This window comes from Streptomyces sp. (assembly GCF_019510245.1).
In the GTDB taxonomy this organism is placed as follows: domain Bacteria; phylum Actinomycetota; class Actinomycetes; order Streptomycetales; family Streptomycetaceae; genus Streptomyces.
On the sequence record NZ_JAEKKT010000166.1, the window covers coordinates 1 to 22,057 of the forward strand.

General features: G+C 71.7%; 14 protein-coding genes and 3 pseudogenes. 5 read left to right on the top strand and 12 right to left on the bottom strand.

Annotated features, from left to right (window positions below; all coding sequences use genetic code 11):
* The first annotated feature begins 381 nt into the window (after positions 1–381).
* Positions 382–1,413, top strand: coding sequence for an AI-2E family transporter (locus JF597_RS31985; protein ID WP_294003288.1), 1,032 nt, complete (start codon positions 382–384; stop codon positions 1,411–1,413).
* Here JF597_RS31985 and JF597_RS31990 read toward each other — a convergent pair.
* Positions 1,410–3,533: a SpoIIE family protein phosphatase gene (locus JF597_RS31990; RefSeq protein ID WP_294003290.1), complete on the bottom strand. Its 2,124-nt coding sequence runs from the start codon at positions 3,531–3,533 to the stop codon at positions 1,410–1,412. The genes JF597_RS31985 and JF597_RS31990 overlap by 4 nt on opposite strands.
* A gap of 169 nt (positions 3,534–3,702) precedes the next feature.
* Here JF597_RS31990 and aspS point away from each other — a divergent pair, with 169 nt between their 5' ends.
* Together aspS and JF597_RS32000 are read left to right on the top strand one after the other, a co-directional pair.
* The gene (gene aspS, locus JF597_RS31995; protein ID WP_294003292.1) at positions 3,703–5,466 is read left to right on the top strand and encodes an aspartate--tRNA ligase; all 1,764 of its coding nucleotides are present in this window, start codon (positions 3,703–3,705) and stop codon (positions 5,464–5,466) included.
* Between the two features lie 141 nt (positions 5,467–5,607).
* Positions 5,608–6,518: pseudogene (locus tag JF597_RS32000) on the top strand (intradiol ring-cleavage dioxygenase).
* Between the two features lie 82 nt (positions 6,519–6,600).
* Here the strand turns inward: JF597_RS32000 and JF597_RS32005 are convergent.
* From JF597_RS32005 to JF597_RS32015, 3 genes are all read right to left on the bottom strand, one after another.
* Positions 6,601–7,350, bottom strand: a complete 750-nt coding sequence (locus JF597_RS32005) for an FG-GAP and VCBS repeat-containing protein (protein WP_294003294.1) — start codon at positions 7,348–7,350, stop codon at positions 6,601–6,603.
* Positions 7,308–8,006 carry an FG-GAP and VCBS repeat-containing protein gene (locus JF597_RS32010; RefSeq protein ID WP_294003296.1) on the bottom strand — a complete coding sequence of 233 codons (699 nt, stop codon included), beginning with the start codon at positions 8,004–8,006 and terminating at the stop codon, positions 7,308–7,310. Before JF597_RS32010 ends, JF597_RS32005 begins: the two co-directional genes overlap by 43 nt.
* 128 nt (positions 8,007–8,134) lie before the next feature.
* Positions 8,135–8,608 carry a hypothetical protein gene (locus JF597_RS32015; RefSeq protein WP_294003298.1) on the bottom strand — a complete coding sequence of 158 codons (474 nt, stop codon included), beginning with the start codon at positions 8,606–8,608 and terminating at the stop codon, positions 8,135–8,137.
* A 208-nt stretch (positions 8,609–8,816) separates the two neighbouring features.
* On the opposite strand from JF597_RS32015, the gene JF597_RS32020 reads away from it, so the two are divergent.
* Entirely contained in the window at positions 8,817–10,169 is a 1,353-nt protein-coding gene (locus JF597_RS32020; RefSeq protein ID WP_294003300.1) for a polysaccharide lyase family 1 protein, read from the top strand.
* A 45-nt stretch (positions 10,170–10,214) separates the two neighbouring features.
* Here JF597_RS32020 and JF597_RS32025 read toward each other — a convergent pair whose 3' ends face one another.
* From JF597_RS32025 to JF597_RS32045, 5 genes are all read right to left on the bottom strand, one after another.
* Positions 10,215–11,705 (bottom strand): polysaccharide pyruvyl transferase family protein, encoded by a 1,491-nt coding sequence (locus JF597_RS32025; protein WP_294003302.1) that lies wholly within the window; start codon positions 11,703–11,705, stop codon positions 10,215–10,217.
* Positions 11,706–11,901: 196 nt separating this feature from the next.
* The gene (metG, locus tag JF597_RS32030; RefSeq protein ID WP_294003304.1) at positions 11,902–13,620 is read right to left on the bottom strand and encodes a methionine--tRNA ligase; all 1,719 of its coding nucleotides are present in this window, start codon (positions 13,618–13,620) and stop codon (positions 11,902–11,904) included.
* Positions 13,621–13,762: 142 nt separating this feature from the next.
* Positions 13,763–15,202 carry a VWA domain-containing protein gene (locus JF597_RS32035; RefSeq protein ID WP_294003306.1) on the bottom strand — a complete coding sequence of 480 codons (1,440 nt, stop codon included), beginning with the start codon at positions 15,200–15,202 and terminating at the stop codon, positions 13,763–13,765.
* Between the two features lie 220 nt (positions 15,203–15,422).
* Complete coding sequence (locus JF597_RS32040; RefSeq protein WP_294003308.1) at positions 15,423–17,414, bottom strand: FUSC family protein; 1,992 nt, start codon at positions 17,412–17,414, stop codon at positions 15,423–15,425.
* 377 nt (positions 17,415–17,791) lie between these two features.
* A complete protein-coding gene (locus JF597_RS32045) occupies positions 17,792–18,589 on the bottom strand; it encodes an alpha/beta hydrolase (protein WP_294003310.1) in 798 nt (265 codons plus the stop codon).
* 75 nt (positions 18,590–18,664) lie between these two features.
* Between JF597_RS32045 and JF597_RS32050 the strand changes: the two are divergent.
* A pseudogene (locus JF597_RS32050) lies at positions 18,665–20,031 on the top strand (PLP-dependent aminotransferase family protein).
* Here the strand turns inward: JF597_RS32050 and JF597_RS32055 are convergent.
* From JF597_RS32055 to JF597_RS32065, 3 genes and pseudogenes are all read right to left on the bottom strand, one after another.
* Positions 20,010–20,165, bottom strand: a pseudogene (locus tag JF597_RS32055) (acid phosphatase); the annotation flags it as partial. The pseudogenes JF597_RS32050 and JF597_RS32055 sit on opposite strands and share 22 nt — an antisense overlap.
* A 115-nt stretch (positions 20,166–20,280) precedes the next feature.
* Positions 20,281–21,252 carry a hypothetical protein gene (locus tag JF597_RS32060; RefSeq protein WP_294003312.1) on the bottom strand — a complete coding sequence of 324 codons (972 nt, stop codon included), beginning with the start codon at positions 21,250–21,252 and terminating at the stop codon, positions 20,281–20,283.
* 304 nt (positions 21,253–21,556) lie between these two features.
* Entirely contained in the window at positions 21,557–21,997 is a 441-nt protein-coding gene (locus tag JF597_RS32065; protein WP_294003314.1) for a hypothetical protein, read from the bottom strand.
* Positions 21,998–22,057: the final 60 nt, after the last annotated feature.

Below are 22,057 nucleotides of genomic sequence, written 5' to 3' on the forward strand. Positions count from 1 at the left end.
CCTTTTCGCCGACCGAGGCGCCCCCCTTCCTTCGGCTCCGGCCTTTTCGCCGACCGAGGCGCCCCCCTTCCTTCGGCTCCGGCCTTTTCGCCGACCGAGTCGCCCCCCTTCCTTCGGCCCCGCCTCTTCATCGACCGAGTCGCCCTTCCCTCTTCGACCTGCCCTTTTCATCGACCGAGTCCTCCTCCCTTCGACGTGGCTTTTTCGTCGGCTGAGGCGCCCCCCTCTCCTCGGCCTCGCCTCTTCATCGACCGAGTCGGGTGGTGGGTGGGCAGAGGTTTTGGGGGTCCAGGGGGCGGAGCCCCCTGGTGGGGGGTGCGTTCACCCGGCCGGGGGTGTACGGCGGGGTATCTGCCGGGCCCGCGTGGTCCGCTGGGAGTCGTGCAGCTGTTGCCCGAGCCCGTGCGCCGTTTCGCGGCGTGGTGTGCCGTGCTGCTGCTGGCCGCCGGCGTCGGCTACGTCGGCATCCGGCTCTGCTCCGAGTTCCGCACCGCGGTCACCCCGGTCCTGCTCGCCCTGCTCGGCACCGCCCTGCTCGGCCCGCTGTACCGCCGGCTCGTGCAGGTCGGCGTACACCGCTCCCTCGCCGCCGGTCTCACCTGCGTCGCGGTCGTCGCCGTCGCCGGCGGAGCCGTCTACATCGTCGTCGCGGCCCTCGTCGACACCGGCGACGAGATCGTCGCCTCCCTGAAACAGGCCGCGAAGTCCCTGGCCGAGCACTTCGGGGCCGCCGGTACCTCGGTCGGCGACCTGGCCGGCAGCGCCAAGGACCTGCTCGCCAAGTTCGGCGGCACCGCCGCCTCCAACGTCATCAGCGGTGTCAGCGTGGTCGGCGAGGGCCTCGCCATGGCCGTCCTCGCGCTGCTGCTCGTCTTCTTCTTCCTGCGCGACTCGGACCGGGTCGTCGCCACCATCCGGGCCGTCGCGCCCGGCTCCAGCGCCGACCTGGTCGAGGCCATGGCCCGCAGGGCCTTCGAGGCCATCGAGGGGTTCATGCGCGGCACCACCGTCATCGCGTTCATCGACGCCGTCTGCATCACCGTCGGCCTGCTGGTCCTCCGCGTACCGGGGGCCGTCGGGCTCGGCGCGCTCGTCCTCGTCGGCGCCTACATCCCCTACCTCGGCGCCTTCATCTCCGGCGCCGTCGCCGTCCTGGTCGCCCTCGCCGACCGCGGCTTCGTCATCGCGCTGTGGACGCTGGGCGTCGTACTCGCCGTGCAGGTGCTGGAGGGGCACGTGCTGCAGCCCGTGATCCAGAGCCGGACCGTGCAGATGCATCCGGCGGTGGTGATGCTGGCCATCACCGCCGGAGCCTCCGTCGCCGGGATCCTGGGCATGCTGCTGGCCGTACCGCTCACCGCGGCCGCCTTCGGGGTCGTACACGAACTGCACGCCCGGTACGCCACCCGCTAGGACCTGCCGGCCTCCTTGCCGGCCTCGTACAGCTCGAACCAGATGCTTTTGCCCTCCCCGCGCGGGTCGACGCCCCAGGCGTCCGCCAGGATCTCGATCAGGACCAGGCCGCGGCCGGAGGAGGCCAGTTCGCCGGGGCGCCGCTTGTGCGGGAGGTCGTCGCCCGCGTCCGTGACCTCGACCCGCAGCCGCCGTTCGGGTGGCCGCCCGGAGACCTCGGCGAGCAGCAGCGCGTCCGCGTCGGTGTGGACGAGGACGTTGGTGAGCATCTCGGAGACCAGGAGGACCGTGGAGTCGACCTGGTCCGGCGACTCCCAGTCGTGCAGCAGCTCACGCACGTGCTGGCGGGCCTCGGCGACCCGCTCGGGCTCGTCCTGGGCCACCGACATCAGGGTGCGGCGGATCCGCGGCCGCACCGCCAGGGGCTCGTCGCCGCGGCCGGTGCCCGGCCGGGACAGCAGCAGGACCGCTATGTCGTCCTCGCGGCGGTCGGCCAGCGGCCCGGTGGTGTGGTGCGAGGAGGGCCCGTGCACGGCCTGGACCAGGCCGTCGGCGAGTTTCTCCAGGTCGCCGCCGCCGTGCTCCTCCATGATCGTCCGGATCCGCTGCCAGCCACTCTCCATGTCGTGGCCGCCGGTCTCGATCAGACCGTCGGTGCAGATCATCATGGTCTCGCCGGGTTCGAGGGCGAACCGCGTGGTCGGATAGTCGGCGTCCGGGTCGATACCGAGCGGCAGCCCGCCCGCCGTCGGCCGCCGCAGCACCGTGCCGTCGGCCATCCGGATCGTCGGGTCGAGATGGCCCGCACGGGCGATCTCCAGCACCCCGGTCGCCGGATCCGCCTCGACGTAAAGGCAGGTCGCGAAGCGCAGGTCGGCGTCGTCCTCGGCGTAGGTGATCCCGTGCAGGAAACGGGAGGCGCGGGAGAGCACCGCGTCCGGGCGGTGACCCTCGGAGGCGTAGGCGCGCAGCGCGATCCGCAGCTGGCCCATCAGGCCCGCGGCCCGTACGTCATGGCCCTGGACGTCGCCGATGACCAGGGCGTGCCGGCCGGACGGCAGCGGGATGATGTCGTACCAGTCGCCGCCCACCTGGAGCCCGCCGCCGGTCGGTATGTAGCGGGCGGCCGCGTCCATGCCGGGTATCTCGGGGCCCAGCGTCGGCAGCATGGAGCGCTGCAGGCCGTCGGTCAGCTCCCGCTCCGAGTCGGCGATCCCGGCCCGGGACAGGGCCTGCGCCAGCATCCGGGCCACCGTGGTGAGCACGGACCGTTCGTCGGGGGTGAACGACACCGGATAGGTGAAGCCCGCCATCCAGGCACCCATGGTCCGCCCGGCCACCGTCAGTGGCAGGAAGGCCCAGGACTGCCGTCCGAAGCGCTCGGCCAGTGGCCAGGTCACCGGGTAGCGGGACCTGTACTGCTCGGCGGAGGAGAGGTAGACGGCCCGGCCGGTCCGTACCACCTCGGCTGCCGGGTAGTCCGTGTCCAGCGGCATGCTGCTGAAGGGGCTGTCCTCGTCGATGTCCTGGCCGTGGTGGCCGATCATCATCAGCCGGTCGCCCTTGACCCCGAAGACGACCAGCCCGTCCGGGGAGAACCCGGGCATCGACAGGCCCGCGGCGACCCGCAGCACCTCCTCCGTGGACCGCGCCTCGGCCAGCGCCCGGCCCGCGTCCAGCAGGAACGCCTCCCGGGAGCGCCGCCAGTCGCCGGTCACCGGATGCTGGACCGCGGTGCCGGGGGACGGTTCGGAGACCTCCTGGATGGTGCCGGTCACCCGGTACACGCGCTCCTCGGAGTCGTACACCGGTCGAAAACGGCTGCGTACGGTCCGAATCAGCCGGCCTCGCTCGTCCATGACCCGCAGCCGGACCTCCCCGAGGGTGCCCTCGACCGCGGCCAGCCGGGTGATGCTCGTGTTCTCGTTCCAGTCCACGGGGTGGAAACGGGACCGGACCACGGCCTCCGACAGGACGGACGGTTCGGCCGGCAGCCCGATCAGCCGGGCCGCCTCCGCATCCGCGGTGACCAGCCCGGTGGCGGTGTCCCAGTGCCACAGCCCGGTCGCGAGGGCGGCTAGGACGTCCTCCACGGCGGGCAGGGGCTCGCCAGTTCGCATTGCCCCACTTTAGGAAGATGAGATCGCAGAGTGCCACTGTTTCTGCACCGGATTAATGGTGGGAGGCGATCTTTGGGCGGCCGGTACCCTTGATGGGTCCGGGCACCATGGCCCGGTGCCGGTCGAGGAGAGCACCTCGGCAGACCACGAAGAAGAGGAACATCCGACGATGCATCGGTACAGGTCCCACACCTGCGGCCAGCTCCGCGCCTCTGACGTCGGCACCGACGTCCGGCTGAGCGGCTGGCTGCACAATCGGCGCGACCTGGGCGGCATCCTCTTCATCGATCTGCGCGACCACTACGGCATCACGCAGCTCGTCGCCCGCCCCGGCACCGCTGCGTACGAGGCCCTGGACAAGCTCTCCAAGGAGTCCACGGTCCGCGTCGACGGCCGCGTTGTTTCACGTGGAACCGAGAACATCAACGCGGACCTGCCCACCGGCGAGGTCGAGGTCGAGGTCGGCGAGGTCGAGCTGCTCGGTGCGGCCGCCCCGCTGCCGTTCACGATCAACACCGAGGACGGGGTCAACGAGGAGCGGCGCCTGGAGTACCGCTTCCTGGACCTGCGCCGCGAGCGCATGCACCGCAACATCATGCTGCGCACGGCCGTGATCTCCGCCATGCGCCACAAGATGGTCGCCCTCGGGTTCAACGAGATGGCCACCCCGATCCTCACCGCGACCTCCCCCGAGGGTGCGCGTGACTTCGTGGTCCCCTCCCGCCTGCACCCGGGCAAGTTCTACGCCCTGCCGCAGGCCCCGCAGCAGTTCAAGCAGCTGCTGATGATCTCCGGCTTCGACCGCTACTTCCAGATCGCGCCCTGCTTCCGTGACGAGGACGCCCGCGCCGACCGTTCGCCGGGCGAGTTCTACCAGCTCGACGTCGAGATGAGCTTCGTCGAGCAGGAGGACGTCTTCCGCCCGATCGAGCAGCTGATGACCGAGCTCTTCGAGGAGTTCGGCAACGGCCGGCACGTCACCTCCCCCTTCCCGCGGATCCCGTTTCGCGAGGCGATGCTGAAGTACGGCTCCGACAAGCCGGACCTCCGCGCCCAGCTGGAGCTCGTCGACATCACCGACATCTTCGAGGGCTCGGAGTTCAAGGCCTTCGCCGGCAAGCACGTGCGCGCGCTGCCGGTCCCGGCGGTCCAGGACCAGCCCCGCAAGTTCTTCGACCAGCTCGGCGACTACGCCGTCTCGCAGGGCGCCAAGGGCCTGGCCTGGGTGCGCGTCGGCGAGGACGGCTCGCTGACCGGCCCGATCGCCAAGTTCCTCACCGAGGACAACGTCGCCGAGCTCACCAAGCGGCTCCAGCTGGCCGCCGGGCACGCCGTCTTCTTCGGCGCGGGCGAGTTCGACGAGGTCTCCAAGATCATGGGCGCGGTGCGGGTCGAGGCCGCGCGTCGCTCCGGGCACTTCGAGGAGAACGTCTTCCGGTTCTGCTGGATCGTCGACTTCCCGATGTTCGAGAAGGACGAGGAGACCGGGAAGATCGACTTCTCGCACAACCCGTTCTCGATGCCCCAGGGCGGCATGGAGGCCCTGGAGAACCAGGACCCGCTGGACATCCTCGCCTGGCAGTACGACATCGTCTGCAACGGCGTCGAGCTGTCCTCCGGCGCCATCCGGAACCACGAGCCCGACATCATGCTCAAGGCCTTCGGCATCGCGGGCTACGACGAGGAGACCGTCGAGCGCGAGTTCGCCGGCATGCTCCGCGCGTTCCGCTTCGGCGCCCCGCCGCACGGCGGCATCGCCCCGGGCGTGGACCGCATCGTGATGCTCCTCGCCGACGAGCCGAACATCCGCGAGACCATCGCCTTCCCGCTCAACGGCAACGCCCAGGACCTGATGATGGGCGCCCCGACCGAGCTGGAGGAGACCCGCCTGCGCGAGCTGCACCTCTCCATCCGCAAGCCGCAGCCGAAGTAAGGCCATCAGGCACGCAGAACCGGCACAGCTGAACGAAAGGCTCGAAACCGGCGTCGGTTTCGAGCCTTTCGGCTGCGCACCGCGCATTCACAGCTCTCTCCGATGTTCGCACCGGTCCGGTCTTGCCTACGGTCCCTGACCATGACAGACACCCACACCCCCACGGACCCCCAATCCCCGGACGCTAGAGGGAAGTTGGCCCGCCGTACGGTGCTGGCGGCGGGTAGTGCGGCCGTCACCGCGGTGGGCGTCGGCAGCGCCTTCGCGGCGACCGACGGCACCGCCGCCGCGGCGACCGGCCCCGGAACCGGGGCCTTGGCCTCGGCCTCGGCCTCGGAAGGGGCCTGCTACACGCTGACCTCCGAGCTCGTCGAAGGCCCGTACTACATCGACGCCGACAAGCTCCGCCAGGACGTCACCGAGGACCAGGAGGGCATCCCCTGCACCTCACCCTCAAGGTGATCGACGCGGAGACCTGCCGGCCGCTCAGGAACGCGGCCGTGGACATCTGGCACTGCAACGCGTCGGGCATCTACTCCGGGTACGAGGGGATGGGCAGCGGCGGCGGTGGCGGCACCCCGCCGACCGACGCGCCGACCGGCACCCCGACCGGGCCCCCGCCCGGCGGTGGCGGCGGCCACCAGGAGCCGACCGACGACACCCGCTACCTGCGCGGCACCTGGCACACGGACCGGCACGGGCAGGTCACCTTCAAGACCGTCTCCCCCGGCTGGTATCGGGGCCGGTGCGTCCACATCCACGTCAAGGTGCACGTGGACGGCGAGTGGACGGACGCGGGCTACGAGGGCGGCCACACCTGCCACACGGGCCAGCTGTTCTTCGACGAGAAGTCGGTGCTGCTGTCGGCCGAGGTGGAGCCGTACGCGAGCAACACCACCGCCCGCACCACCCTCGACGAGGACACCATCTACCCGGACAACGGGCACGCGGGCGGCCTGCTCCACCTCAGGTACGACCGCCACCACATCGTCCGCGGTGTCCGCGGCCACCTGACCCTGGGCGTCGAACCGGACGAGACGAACAACGGCTGACGTCGACAGTCCCTGAGGCCGGCGCCCGGGGGTGAGGAAGAAAGGCCCCGGGCGCCTTCCGCGATCCGCGTGTGCGGAGTGTTCAGATCACCGAGAGCAGTCCGTTGCCGCCCAGAAGGGTGGGGAACGATGTCTGCGTGAGGCCGACCGCGTGTGCGGTGATGACGCGGCTGCCGGAGGCCGTCGGCCGGGTGGAGCCGCCGGGGAAGACCCAGACGGCACCGGTGGAGTTGTTCTCGCCCGCCGCGCCGACGAACAGCTCCGGCCTGCCGTCCTTGTCGACGTCCCCGACCGAGACCGTGGTACCGAAGAAATCGTCGGTCTCGGAGGCACCGGGGACGCCCGCGGTGTCCTGGGAGAAGGAGTAGGAGCCGGTGCCGAGGGCGCCGCTGCGGCGGCCGGGGACCACGGTCACCTGACCCGCCCGGCTCTTGGCCAGGCTCTCGAACGGCGATCCGATCACGATGTCCGCGAGGCCGTCGCGGTTGAGGTCGGCCACCGCCAGCGACGCGCCGAAGTTGTCGTCCTTCTCGCTCGCGCCGGGGACGCCGGCCGTGTTCTGCGTGATCTGCGCGGGCGTTGCGGCCGGCGAGATACCCGTGGCAGAGCCGTACCAGACGAGGACGCGGCCGCCCGTCGCTCCGTCCACGCCCGCCTTTTCCGGCTCGTCCGGGTCGCCGGCCACGAGGTCGGCGTATCCGTCGCCGTTGATGTCGCCGGAGGCCGTGATCAGACCGTTGCCCTTGAGCGCGTCGCCGTAGGCGGCGGTCGTGTAGATCTCGCCGCCGCTCAGGCCGCTGAGCCGGTCGGTGGACGAGGCCGGGTCGGGCACGCCGTCGCCGTTGAAATCGCCGAGCGCGACAGAGGGGACGCCGTGTCGTCGTTGTGGACGGCGGATCCGAACGTGCCCGTCCGGCTGAACGGTCCGCCGAAGGTCACGGTCCCGTCCCGGCCGGCGACCGCCACCCGCGTCTTCGACCCGGCGCCGAGGCCGAGCGCGGCGACGTCCTCGCCGTAGTGCGACGGGGAGGAGTACGGCGACGGCAGGTCCGTGCCGCTCGTCAGGCCGCTCCTGCTGCCCCAGAGCACGGTGACCGCACCGGATTCGGTGCCCTTCGAGGTGTCCTCGTACGGCGTTCCGACCACCAGGTCGGCGTAGCCGTCCCGGTTCAGGTCGGCGGTGGCGGTGGCGGACCCGAAGCCGTCGCCGGCCTCGCTGACACCCGGCACACCGGCGGTGTTCTGGGTGATGGTCTTCCGGCGGCTCGTCGACAGCCCGGAGGCGGAGCCGTACAGCACGACGACCGCGCCCGCGCCCTCCTTGCCGGACACGTTCGCGCCCGGCGCGGGCAGGATGGCGTCGCGGTAGCCGTCGCCGTTGAAGTCACCGGGCACGGCGCCGTGTACGGCGGCGGCCGGGACGGCCGGCAGCAGGACGCCGCCGGCCAGGGCGGCGGCCACGAACGCGACCGCACTCCATCTGCGCATGAGTGACCCCCCTGTGGATTCACCGACTGCCCCATTGGCAAGGGGCGTACGCGAATCCCACCCCGCTCGCTCCCCCGCCCTGACGCAAGTGGACGGACTTTACCAGCAGTTGGGCGTGTCCATGCCGGTCAGGTGTCGTACCGGCCGTCCCAGGGGTCGCCGAAGCCCAGGTGGTCCGGGTAGAGCTCGGCCCACCCGCCGTCCTCGTCGTCCTTCGCCACGAGCCCGAAGAACACGCCGTCCACCCTGAGCTGGAACGGGCGTATCGCGATGTCCTTGTAGGTCCGCCGCGGCAGGCTGCGCAGCATGCCCGCCAGGTGGGCGCGGGCCCGCGCCAGCACCGAGTCGGCGCCGTCCGGATCGCGCTGCTGCTCGGCCCAGCTGCCCGCGCACCAGATCTGCGAGTCGCGGTAGTGCCCCTCGGCGTCGAACAGATGCAGCACCGCGTAGAGCCGCTTCTGCTCCTCCCAGCCCTCGTCGAGCCGGAACCCCTCGGGGAACGCGTAGGTGACCGACGCCAGGAACTGGCCGCCGGTGTAGTGACCGATGGCCTCGGTACGGCCGTGGGGCTCGTAGGCGATCGGGATGAGCTCAGGTGCCATGGCGAAACCATACGGATGTGTTGTGGACATGCGGTTGTCGGGGCGTCGGGGAACGGCTGCCCGGGTCAACTTTCACCCCTCTCTTCCGGGATGGGCACCGGACCGCAGAAAAATTCACGGCAACCTTTTCGATCTCCACAACCACCAAGGAGTGAAGCCCGCCCCGCGGGCCGTACCCAGCACTTCGGATGTACGTAAGGACTCCCCCGTGGCCTCTGCCTCCCACCGCCGGTCTCTCCGTAAGCGCCGTGCGCTCGTCGTCTCGGCAGCCGTCGTGGCCGCCGGGGTCGGTGCCGGTGCGCTCGTGCTGAGCGCGAACGCCACGTCGGCCGTGGACCTGTACCACCAGACGCTCGCCGCCAAGGACGGCTGGGCGTCGTCCGGTTCCGGTACGACCGGTGGCGCGAAGGCCGGCGCCGCGCACACCTTCACCGTCTCCACCCGCGCCCAGCTGGTGAAGGCGCTCGGTTCGGTGAGCGACACCACGCCCCGCATCATCAAGGTCAAGGGCACCATCGACGCCAACACCGACGACTCCGGCAAGAAGCTGACCTGCGCCGACTACGCGGCGGGCACGGGGTACTCGCTGAGCGCCTACCTGAAGGCGTTCGACCCGTCGACGTACGGCCGCTCCAAGCTGCCCTCCGGCACCCAGGAGAAGGCCCGCGCCGCCGCGCAGAAGAAGCAGGCCGCGAACATCGTCTTCAAGGTGCCCGCCAACACCACGATCGTCGGCGTCCCCGGCACCAAGGCCGGCATCACCGGCGGCATGCTCCAGATCCAGAAGGTCGACAACGTCATCGTCCGCAACCTGACGTTCTCCGACACCGAGGACTGCTTCCCGCAGTGGGACCCGACCGACGGCGACAGCGGCAACTGGAACTCCCAGTACGACGCGGTGACGCTGCGCGGGGCCACGCACGTGTGGGCGGACCACGACACGTTCACCGACGCGGGCCACTTCGACAGCCTCAACCCGAAGTACTACGGCCGTGAGTACCAGGTCCACGACGGTGAACTCGACATCACCAAGAGCTCGGACCTGGTGACCGTCGAGCACAACCGGTTCACCAGCCACGACAAGACGATGCTGATCGGCAGCAGCGACAGCGAGCCCAGCGGCAAGCTGCGCGTCACCCTGCACCACAACGTGTGGAAGGGCGTCGTCCAGCGCGCCCCCCTCACCCGCGTCGGCCAGGTGCACCTCTACAACAACGTCTACGACGTCACGCCCCTCAACGGCTACGCGCTGCAGTACAGCATCAACTCGCGCGCCAAGGCCCAGGTGGTGGCCCAGAACAACTTCTGGACCGTGCCCAGCTCCGTCAAGGTCTCCAAGCTGCTCAGCGGCGACGGCACCGGCTCGATCGCCGGCAGCGGCAACCTCGTCAACGGCACGACGACCGACCTCGTCGCCGCCTACAACGCCGCGAACTCCAAGAAGATCAAGACGACGGTGAACTGGACGCCGACCCTGACGGCGGGCCTGGAGAGCAGCGCGAAGAACCTGCCGGCCGAGCTGGCGAAGACGGCAGGGGCGGGGGTGCTGACCGCCGGCTGAGAAGTCCCCCCGCGCCGGTCGGCCGAGGCCGTCGGCGCGGGTCGCTCAGTTCTGGGGGGACTTGGGCTTCGAGCCGCGGACGCGGCGGCGCAGGGCCGGGCCCAGGCGGACCAGGAGGCGCTTGTCGATGCCGGTGACGCGGCGCTCCACCGCGGACAGCTGCTTGGTGGCGGCCTTCAGCTCCTTGCGGAGGGCGTCGAGCTGGCGGCTGGTCTCGGTGGCGCGCTTCTCGGCGGTGGTCAGCCGGGTGCGCAGCTCCCTGTTCTCCTTGGCGTGCCGGTCGGCCCTGGCGTCCGCCGCGGTGATCCGCTCGCGCAGCCGGCTGAACCGGTAGCGCATCTGGCCGTCGTCGCCGCCGTCCCAGACCGGCATCGACGCGGGCAGGTCGAGGGCGGCCAGCCGGGCGTCGAAGGCCGCGCCGCCGTCGCCGTGGGTGTAGGTGTTCTGGAGGTCGTTGCGGTCGAGGAAGGCGATGATGCGCTCGAAGCGCTCACCGTGCCCCTTGATCATCGCGGAGAAGTCGGCGTCCTCGTAGAGGTCACGCGGGTCGGTGTCGGCGCTCAGTTCGGTGAGCGAGCGGTGCGGGATGTCGAAGTAGCGGCACAGTTCGAGGGTGCGCGAGTCGTGGGTGAGGACGACGCTCGGGGTCCCGGCCAGCAGGGCGGCGACGTTGCCGTGGATACGGGTGCCGTACGCGAAGTCGTAGCCGCGCAGTTCGTCGATCCAGGTGGCCGGGTCCAGCGGCATGCGGACCTTGTTCTCCTGGAGCAGGGCGTGGCTGAGCTGGAGCGGGAAGGGGTCGGTGTACCCGGACTCCGGCGAGGTGTCGCCCCACAGCAGCAGTTCCGCGTCGACGGTGTTCTGCGCGTAGTAGGTGAGGTGGGGGTAGCGCTCCCACGCGTGGCGGGCGATGCCCGCTATGTCGCCGACGGGTATCGCGTCCGGGGAGAGGTTCAGGGCGATGCGCGAGGCGGCGGTCAGCTCCGTGGCCCGGATCTCCGGGAAGGTGTCGCCGTGGAGGAACATCGACGGGCAGCCGATGATGTCGACGTCGTGGAAGCCGAGGCCCTTGAGATAGTCCGAGGTCAGCTCGCCGCGTACGCCGATGGAGGCGGAGCGGTCCAGGACCGCGCGGGCGAAGCGGCGGACCGAGTCCGCCATCGGGTTCAGCCACGCGGTGTCGTAGTCCGCGGGGGCCTGGGCGCCGACACCGAACACCACGACCGGGATGGTGAGCTGTTCGATCAGCTTCGTCAGCCGGTCCAGGGAGGCCTGGAAGGTGGGGCGGAAGGCGTTGGCGAGCGGGACGACGAACACGTCGTACTGCTCGTTGATCTCCGCGGCGCGGCGGGCGGAGGGGTCGGTGCGGATGCCGTTGGACGTCACCTCGGCGTCCGGGGTGGTCAGCATCTTGTGCGCCGAGTCGCTGAAGATCAGGTTCCCGGTGTTGGTCCCGATCAGGTCCTGGTGGATGAACTCCGCCGGAGTGGCGACACGGAACGGGCTCTTCCCGGAGCGGATCAGGATTCGTTTCACGAACGGCACACTATCCCGGAGGTAAATGCAGAGTGAAGAACAAGTAAGAGACTGATCGGTCTCTTGCCTGGGATTTACCTCACGCACACCGAAGGGCCGGCGGGAGGGGGGCCTCCGGCCGGCCCTTCTGGGTTTGGCGTGGGCGGTGCGTGGTGGTGCCTGGGGCGCCTGGTGCTGCGCGGGTGGTGGGTACGGGCTACGCGGCGGTCTCGCCGCCGAAGCGGGTCTTGTACGTCTCCAGGTCCTCGTCCGTGAGCTTCGCGAACAGGACCGGGGGCACGGTGAAGGGGGTGCCGGCCGGGACGGCGGTCAGTGCCCCCGCCTCGTCGGCGGTGACCCAGGCCGCGGTGTCGTCGGTGAGGGCGAACGCCTCGCGCATCGTCTTCGCCGTCGCCGGGATGAACGGCTCCGAGACCACCGCGTAGAGGTGGATCAGGTTCATCGCCGTGCGCAGGGTCAGGGCCGCGCCGTCCTGGTCCGTCTTGATCTCCAGCCAGGGGGCCTTCTCCTCCAGGTAGGAGTTGCCGGCCGACCACAGGGCGCGCAGGGCCGCGGCGGCCTTGCGGAACTGGAGGGACTCCATGTGGGACTCGTACTCGGCGAGGAGCCCGGCGATCTCCGTGCCGAGCTTCGCCTCCGCCTCGCCGGGGGTGCCGCCGGCCGGGACGTCGTCGCCGAAGCGCTTCCTGGAGAAGGACAGGACGCGGTTGACGAAGTTGCCGAGGGTGTCGGCCAGGTCCTTGTTCACCGTCGCCGTGAAATGCTCCCAGGTGAAGGACGAGTCGTCCGACTCCGGGGCGTTGGCGATGAGGAAGTAGCGCCAGTAGTCGGCGGGGAGGATGTCGAGGGCCTGGTCGGTGAAGACGCCGCGCTTCTGCGAGGTGGAGAACTTGCCGCCGTAGTACGTCAGCCAGTTGAAGGCCTTGACGTAGTCGACCTTCTTCCACGGTTCGCGGACGCCGAGCTCGGTGGCCGGGAACATCACCGTGTGGAAGGGGACGTTGTCCTTCGCCATGAACTCCGTGTAGCGGACGTCGGTGTCGACGTCGTACCACCAGGACTTCCAGTCGCGGTTCTCCGGGTCCTGGTCGGCCCACTCCTTCGTCGCGCCGATGTACTCGATCGGGGCGTCGAACCAGACGTAGAAGACCTTGCCCTCGGCCGCCAGTTCCGGCCAGGTGTCGGCCGGGACGGGTACGCCCCAGTCCAGGTCGCGGGTGATCGCGCGGTCGTGCAGGCCCTCGGTCAGCCACTTGTGGGCGATCGAGGAGGCCAGCTGGGGCCAGTCCTTGTCGTGCTTCGAGACCCACTCGCGGACTTCGTTCTCCAGCTTGGACTGGAGCAGGAAGAGGTGCTTGGTCTCGCGGATCTCCAGGTCGGTGGAGCCGGAGATCGCCGAGCGCGGGTTGATCAGGTCGGTCGGGTCCAGGACGCGGGTGCAGTTCTCGCACTGGTCGCCGCGGGCCTTGTCGTAGCCGCAGTGCGGGCAGGTGCCCTCGACGTAGCGGTCCGGGAGGAAACGGCCGTCGACCGGGCTGTACACCTGGCGGATCGAGCGCTCCTCGATGAAGCCGTTCTCGTGGAGGCGGCGGGCGAAGTGCTGGGTGATCTCGCGGTTCTCGGGGGAGGAGCTCCGGCCGAAGTAGTCGAACGCGAGTGCGAAGCCGTCGTAGACCGCCTTCTGCGCGTCGTGCGCCTGGGCGCAGAACTCGTCGACCGGGAGGCCCTGCTCCTTCGCCGCGAGCTCGGCGGGGGTGCCGTGCTCGTCCGTCGCGCAGATGTACAGGACGTCGTGGCCGCGCTGGCGGAGGTACCGGGAGTACACGTCCGCCGGGAGCATGGACCCCACCATGTTGCCCAGGTGCTTGATCCCGTTGATGTACGGAAGGGCGCTGGTGATGAGGTGTCGAGCCATCGGGGGCTGCTCCCAGGTCGGTTTGCTGCTGATACTGCGAACCTTGAAATCGTAGCCGACATGTGTATGCCGCCCGCTTCCCGTTTTGTTGGGTGAGAAGCGGGCGGCATAGGGTGTGTCGGTGGTGGGGTGGGGGTGGGGCTTACGGGCGCCAGTCGATCAGGAGGCCGTCGTAGAGCTCCGCGTCGGTGAGCTCCAGGGGGGTCGGGCCCGCGTGGAAGAAGGCCGTGTTGTCGGTCTTCAGCTTGCGGAGGTAGTCGAAGGCCCTGTTCTCGTGCTCGCCGAACGCGACGAAGGAGAAGAAGACGGAGGGGTGGGACTTCGCGGCGTCCGTGAGGGACTGGGTGGCGGGGGTCTTCGCGTCCGGGGCGCCGTCGGTCTGGAAGACGACGAGGGCGGGGGTGCCGGGGGTGGCGTTCGCATCGTAGTGGGCGAGTACGGCTTCCACGGCCGCGTGGTAGCTGGTACGGCCCATGCGGCCGAGGCCGGCGTGCGCCTCGTCGATCGCGTTCTCGGGGGAGGTCGGGGTGAGGTCGGTGGTGCCGTCGACCTCGGTGGAGAAGAAGACGACGTGGACGGAGGGGGTCTCGCCGTCCGGGGTGAGGCGGGTGGCGAGGGCGAGGGTCTGGTCGGCGAGGGCCGCGGCGGAGCCGTCCTTGTAGTACGCGCGCATGCTCGCGGAGCGGTCGAGGACGAGGTAGGTGGCGGCGGTGGTGCCGGTCACACCCGCCTTGGCGAGGGCGGCCGCGGCTTCGCCTTCGGCGGGGGTGGCGTGGGGGGCCGATTCGCCGTCGGCGGCCGCGGCGGGTTCCGGGGCCGTGGCCTCGGCTTCGCCTTCGGCCTTCGTGTTCCCGCCCGCACCACCCGTGACGGTCTCGTCGTCGGGTGCGGGTGGCCCCTGGGGGGCGGACTCGCCGTCGGCGGCCGCAGCGGGTTCCGGGGTGGCGGTCTCGGCTGCCGCCTCGGCCGGTTCGGGGGTGGGTTCCGGGGCGGTTTCGGCCACCGGCTCGGGCGTGGCGGCCGCTTCGGCCTCCGGCTCGGGCTGCGGCTCCGGCTCCGGCTCCACCTTGGCCTCGGCGACCGGCTCGGTCTCGGGCTCGGGTTCCGGGTCCGGCGTCGGTTCGGCTTCGGCCGCGACCTCGGTGACCGGCTCGGTCTCCGGTTCTGCGGGGGCTTCAGCGGCAGGCTCTGCCGCCGGCTCCGTCACCTCAGCCTGGGCCACCGGCTCTGCCGCCGGCTCCGGGGCTGCCTCTTCAGTCACCTCGGCTGCCGGCTCCGGCTCTGCAACCTCGGGCTCGGCCGTCGGCTCCGCCGGTTCGGGCTCCGTCGGCGGCTCCGGGTGGAGGTCGAGGTCGGGCTCGATCGTTCGGGTCGCCTGCTTCGGCACGGTCACGTTGTCGAAGGCGGCCGATACCAGTTCGTGTTCGTCGGTCGTCGCCTCGCGGGGCTCCGGGACCGCTGCCGGTGCCTCCGGTGCCTGCTGCTTCGACTGCGAAGGGAGCTGGTCCGCACCCTCTGCCTCGGCAGGGCGCGGCTTTCGCGACCTGCCGAATGCGTTCCGCAGGAGAGTGAGAATGCCCATGTGCGCAACCCTTCGCGTGAGTTGATACCCGTCAATCGCTGGCCAGGACGGACACGTAAGGTTAGCGGCCCCAGGTAGCGATCTTGGGGAGGGTCGATGACTCCTGTCGGGCGTACGGCGGTCGAGTCCCAGTCTGTTCTCAAGTCCCCCTCGGCTCTGTTCAGTTCATTTCCGGTTCAGTCCGCGGCCGTTCGCGTGCACAGCCGCGCCCGCAGCGACGTCAGTGCGGGGAGGCGATCGCTCTGGCCGCCGCCACCTCCTGGCGCAGCGGTTCCAGCACACTGTCCGGCGGGCCCGTGAGGTCCGTGCGGACCGCGATCAGGGTCTCCGAGCGGCGGACGCCCTCCGCCAGCTCGCGCAGCTGCAGGGTCACCTGGTCCACCTCGGCCCGGTCCGGCGGCGGGGCTCCGTGCCGCACCCGGACCCGGGCGGCCGTCGTCGCGTCGACGATGCGTTCCACCGCGACGACGAGGGGCCACCAGGCCGCCGCCCGGCGCCCGGTCGGCGGCGGCTCGGTCAGGGCGCGCTGGAACTCGGTGCGGACGACGGACAGGTCGCGGTAGAGACGGCGCCGCAGCCGGGCGCGGGCGGCGGGTTCCGCGTCCGCCCTGAAGGCCATCTCGACATAGGCCGCCGTGTCCGCCACCGCGTCGGCCAGCCGGTCACCGACCCGGGTGCGCCAGCTCTCCGGCCACAGCAGGTACCCGGCGACCAGCGCGATCGCGCAGCCCATCAAGGAGTCGATGAGACGGGGGAGGAGCAGGGCCGTGCCCTGGTGGTTCAGCACGTCGGAGAGGAGCAGGATCACCGGGGTGATGGCGGCGGTCTGGAAGCCGTAGCCCCGGGGGGTCAGGGCGGGGACCAAGGGGGCCAGGACCGTCATCACCGGCACGTCCCACCAGCCGCGCGGTACGACGGTGAGGACCGTCGCCGCCACCACCAGGCCCGCCACCGTGCCGAGCGCGCGCAGCAGTGCCCGGGAGAAGACCGAGCCGAAGTCGGGCTTGAGGACGAAGGTGATGGTGAGGGCGACCCAGTAGGAGCGCGGGACCGGGACCAGGGAGACCAGGGCCTGGGCGATGCCGATGCAGAGGGCGAGGCGGATGCCGTAGCGCCAGGAGTTGGCGGAGAGGACGACGTTGCGGGCGGCCCGTGCGGTGCGGATGCCGAGGGCGGCGGGGCGGCCCAGGCGGTCGTCGATGGCCTGGGGGTCCCTCCCGCTCGAGCGAAGCCGAGAGTGGGGGAGGGGCGACGCGGGGGTGGTGGCGACCTCGGCGACGTGCCGCAGGGCGTGGTCGACGGCGCGGCCGGTCTCGTTGCCCGGCTCGGGCAGGTCCAGCCCTATCGGGCCGGTGTATCCGGTCTCGACGGCGTCGGCGATGTGCAGGACCGCGGCCGGGACCTCGGGCGGCAGCGGCTTCCCGGCGAGGCGGGCCAGCCGGACGGCGGGGGCGGCCTCGACCACCGGGGTGATCGCGTTCAACTGGGCCAGCATGCGGGTGAGGTCGCGGCTGCGGCCGCGGTAGCTGGCGCGCCGGGCCAGGATCAGGTCGTACGCCTGGTTCAGCGACTGGGTGACGGTGTGCCGGGCGCGGTCGTAGGCCTCTCCGTCGTCCCCGTCGCTGACGGCCAGCAGGTCGGCGACCGTGCGGTAGGCGGCGGCGACCGCCGCGCGTTCCGGTACGCCCGAGCGCAGCGGCCAGGCCAGCAGGGCGAGGAGGAGGACGAGCAGGCCGCCGCCGGTCATCAGCACCGGGGTGAGCCACCAGGCGCCGGGCAGCGGCAGGCCCGCGCCGATCACGGAGTTGAGCAGGAGCAGGAGGCCGGAGACGGAGGACACCGCGCCGATGGTCGAGATCATCCCGGAGATCAGCGCGATGCCGGTGACGGCGGCGACCGTGAACCAGCCCTGGCCGTAGACCAGTGAGCCGACGGTGACGCCGACGGCGCCGAAGAGCTGCGGGACCGCGATGTTGAGGATCCGCATCCGGTAGGCGTCGGCGGTGTCGCCGATGACCCCGGACAGGGCACCCATCGAGGCGAGCGCCCCGTACGCGGGCTGTCCGGCCGCGAGCCCGACGGCGAGCGGGAGGCTCATGGCGAGCGCGGCGCGGGCGAGGGCGGCCCAGTTGAGGGGGGCGGCCTGCTGGGGGCGGAGGTTCCTTACCAGCCAGTCGGGAGGGGTGAGGCCGATGGGGAACTCGCGGGACATGCGCCCATTATCGGGGCTTGTGCAGGGGGAGGGTGATGCCCTCGGAGAGGGTCCGGGGGCCGGTGTGGGCCGGGGCGGGAAGCGGGCGGTCGGTGGGGGTGCGCCGGATGGGCACGGTCCGGGGGCGGGCCGTGTTTCCTCGCCCCCGCCGCCCTTACCCGTCCCATCCTCCAGGGGGTGGGCCCCCTTCGACCGCCCGTTTCGGGGGCTGCCGCCCCCGGACCCCCGCTTCGGCCTGAACGGCCTCGTCGTCGGATGCCGGGCGGGCTGGGATGTGGTGTCGGTCGGCTCTCGTCGTCGGATGCCGGGCGGGCCGGGATGTGGTGTCGGTCGGCTCTCGTCGTCGGATGCCGGGCGGGCTGGGATGTGGTGCGGGGTCACGATTGTTCGTCCACCCGGGACAGGAACTCCCCCAGCGCCCGGTTGAACTCCTCCGGTCGTTCCAGGTTGGGCATGTGGGACGCCTTGTCGATGACGTGGAGTGCGGCGTCGGGGAGGAGGGTGTGCATGGCCTCGGCGTCGGGGACGGGGGTGTACTTGTCGTCCGCGCCGACCACGATCAGCGCGGGGACCGTCGCTCTGGCCAGCAGGGGGCGGTAGTCGGGGCGTTCGGCGCGGCCGCGCAGGGCGGCCGCGGCGCCCTCGGGGTGCGTGGCCGCCATCATGCGGTGGACGTGGGCCTTCACGTCGGGGTGGGCGTCCGGGGAGACCATCTTGTCCAGGACCTCGTCGGCGTAGCCGCGCATGCCCTCGCTCAGGAGCCGGTCGGCCATGGCGTTCCGGGCCCGTCTGCCCTCCGGGGTCTCCGGGTCGGGGAAGGTGTCGGCCAGGACCAGGCCCCGGACGCGTGCGGGGCCGAGGCGGTCGTAGCACTCCATCGCGATCTGGCCGCCCATGGACAGGCCGGCGAGCACGCAGGTCCGCACGTCCAGCGCGTCGAGGAGTTCCTCGATGTCCGCCGCGAAGCGGGAGAGCGGGGTGCTGCCGGGGGTGACCGGGGAGGCGCCGTAGCCGCGCAGGTCGGGGGCGACGACCCGGCGGACCGGGGCGAAGGCGGTCACCTGGGGGTGCCACATCGTGCGGTCGAAGGGGTGGCCGTGGATGAGCAGGAGAGGGGTGTGCGAGTTTTGCGGATTCTGCGGGCCGCTGTCGTCGTATGCGAGGAAGGGGGGCATGTGAACGACCCTAGGGATCGTCAATCTCTCGGTGCAATAGAATCTTTGCTCTCGGTGCAATGGGAGAGGGGGACCGTGGACGACTTCCGGGGGATCGCCGACCGGATCGCGCTGGACATCGCGCGGGGGCGGCTGAGGGCCGGGCAACGGCTGCCTCCGCAGCGGGCGTTCGCGCGGCGGCACGGGATCGCCGCGTCGACCGCCGGGCGGGTGTACGCCGAACTGGTGCGACGCGGTCTGGTGGTGGGCGAGGTCGGGCGGGGCACGTTCGTGCGGGCCGCGCAGGCCGGGCCGCAGGGGCGGGCGCTGGTCGAGGACGGTGCCGCCCGCGTCAACCTGGAGCTCAACTACCCCTCCGTCCCCGGCCAGTCGGAGCTGCTGGCCCCGGCCCTCGCTCCGCTGCTGCGGCCCGACGCGCTCGCCGACGCCCTGCGGCCGGCCGCCGCCGACGGCACCCCGCACGCCCGGGAGGCCGCCGCCGAACTGCTCGCCACCGGCGACTGGCGGCCCGGCCCCGGCCGCATCCTCTTCACCGGCAACGCCCGGCAGGCGCTCGCCGCCACCCTGGGGTCCCTGGTACGGCCGGGCGCCGGGTCGGGGTGGAACCGTTGACGTACCCGCTGGTCAAGGAGATCGCCGGGCGGCTCGGCGTCACGCTCGTCCCGCTGCGGGCCGACGAGGACGGGCCCGTCGTCGAGTCCCTTCGCGCCGTGCACCGGTCCGCGCCGCTCTCCGCGCTCTATCTCCAGCCGACCCTGCACAACCCGACGTCGGTGACCGTCCCGGCCGAGCGCCGGCTGCGACTGGCGCGGGCGGTGGAGGACCTGGGGCTCCCGGTCGTGGAGGACCGGATCTGGTCGTTCCTGCACCGCGACCCCGAGCCGTTGCCGCTCGCCGCCCTCGCGCCGCGGCTCGTCCATCTCGTCGACGGACTCTCCAAGCGGGTCGCGCCCGGTCTGACCGCCGGGTTCGCCGTCGTACCGGAGGACCGGGTGGACGCGGTGGCGGCGGCCGTGCGGTCCGGCGGATGGAGCGCGGGGGCGTTCGCGCTGGAGGCGGCGGTGCGGTGGATCGGGGACGGGACCGTGGCGCGGCTGGTGGCGGCCAAGCGGGAGCAGGCCGCGCGGCGGCAGCGGCTGGTCCGCGAGGCGCTGGAAGGTTTCTCCGTGCGGGCCGATCCACACGGGTACTTCGCCTGGTGGGAGTTGCCCGAGCCGTGGCGGGCGGACGGTTTCACGGCGGCCGCGGCCGCCCGCGGGATCGCGGTCACGCCCGGTACCGCCTTCCGCGTCGACCCGAAGCGGACGCCGGACGCGGTACGGCTCGGGCTCGCGTCGGCCGCGGAGCCGGAGCTGGCGGGGGCGCTGCGGACGCTGGCCGTCCTCGCGGCGCGCGGCCCGCGGCGCCCCCCGGCGGACGGTCAGTCCAGCAGGCCGTCGTAGTCCGGCAGCTTGTAGGTGGTGCCGGCGTAACCGCCGGTCAGGTCGGTCGTGTTGTTGCCGACGCCGGCGATGATGGCGTAGCCGTTCGCCTCGATCGCCTTGCGCTGCGTGGTCTTGAAGCCCGCGACGGACTCGGTGGGACGGTTCGTCGGGTGGGGGCTCTTCTGGTCACGTCGGCGTCGGCCGCCGGTGTTCCGTGCCGGTGGTCGGCCGGTGCGCCTGCCGGGTGACCCGTGGAGGAGCAGCCGGTTACATCACTGGCATGTTCTGGTCAGGAGACTGCGAATCGGCCCTGAGGGAGGCGGAATCGGTGGTGCCGGCGGCCGGCTGCTGCTTCTGTCGCGGCCTGGACCGGCGCAGGTGTCCGGCGACCCGGGCCAGCGCGGCCACGGTCAGGCCGAAGGCCAGGAGCAGCCAGGAGACCGTGCGCAGGGTGGCGGTCAGGGCGTCGTAGACGGCGGCCGCGGCCGGGTGCGAGACGTCCGGCGGCAGGTCGGCCAGGGTGAGGCGGCGACCGATGACGAGGGCGAGGCCGAGCAGGGCGCCGCCCAGGGCCGTGCCCAGCGCCGCCGCGGTGACGGCACGGCGGCGGCGGACGGCGAGGGCGATGCCGCCGACCGCGAAGACGACGGCGGCGACGGGCAGCCAGAAGCCGGCGACCTCGAGCACGTGGAACCCCTTCCGGAGCCGGTCCAGTTCGGCGGCCGGGAGCACCGCGACGGCCGTGTGCTGGACCGGGATGCGGGCCGCGAGCGGCACATGGTCCTGGGTGAGCTGGTCCTTGACCTGCGCGGTGACCGGCGCGAGGTCGACGGTCACGGGCTCCTCGCCCTCGTCCTGGAGCGCGTGCAGCACCGCGTCGTGGGTGGCCCGGTTGCCGGCGTCCCAGGCCAGCCGGAACGCCCGGGTCTGGGTGAAGGAACGGACCGCGTCGCGCACGAACGGCGCGACCGTGCCCCGCATCGGCCGGCCGACGTCCACCTCGCGCATGATGCCGTCGCCGACGGTGTCCGCCACGGCGTCCCGGACATCGGGGTCGTCGGCCAGCGGCGCCATCGTGCTGACGTACTGTCCGGTGTCCGCCAGCCCGTACGCCGCCCAGGCCGCGAGCGCGCCGAACGGCAGCAGCAGGCAGCCCAGCACGATGAGCAGGGCCGACAGGGCACGCCGGAGACCTGAGGGCGGCGCGGGCCTGGGGGACCCCGGGGACACTGAGGGCACGCTTCCAGGCAAGCCCCTGAGGGCAGGTCAGGCGAGCGGGGCGAGTGCATTCGGGGCATCGAGGGGCGCGGGGCGGGCCGAACGGGCGATACGGGAGTGCCGGTGCCCGGAAACCCTTGGGGCGCCGCGCTCCGGTGGAGGGTTGACCCGAACGGGTGTTTCCTGGTGGGGGAGCGTCGCCGAGCGCCCGCGGCGCCTCGGCGACTGGTGAGGGGAACAAGGGGAAACGCGTGGGCCCCGGCCGTGGGGGCCGGGGCTCATGCACCCACCTGGTGACGGTGACGCGCTGTCACCGGGTACGCGGCTACCGGATGCGGTGTCCGACCGCGTCCTCGTGCGTGTAGAACCGGTAGAACATCACGATGAACGTCACCGCCGCGACCGCGAGCGCCATGGCGATGCACCGGAGGATCGAGTCGCCGCTCTGGCTGTACAGGAAGCCGAACGCGACGCCCATGAACGCCGTCCACACCACCGCGTGCAGCTCCCGCCGCAGCCTTGGGGCCACGGTCAGCACGCCGAACAGCACCACCGCGAAGGCGAGCGCGGTCAGGAAGCCGAACAGCAGGTTCCCGCCGGTGATGGGCCCGCCCATGCGCCGGTTGGCCGCGGCCCAGTAGCCGTAGATCAGCCCGGTCACGACCGGTATGGCCACCCGGGCCCTGGCGTGCATCTGCGTGCTGAACAGGTCGGGCGTCCGGCCGCTCCGGGACATACCGCCGGACGTGGGTGCCGCTTGAGCCATGAGCGTGCTCCTCTCTCCTCGCCCCCACCATCCAGAGCACACCTGCGGGTACCCCCTGGC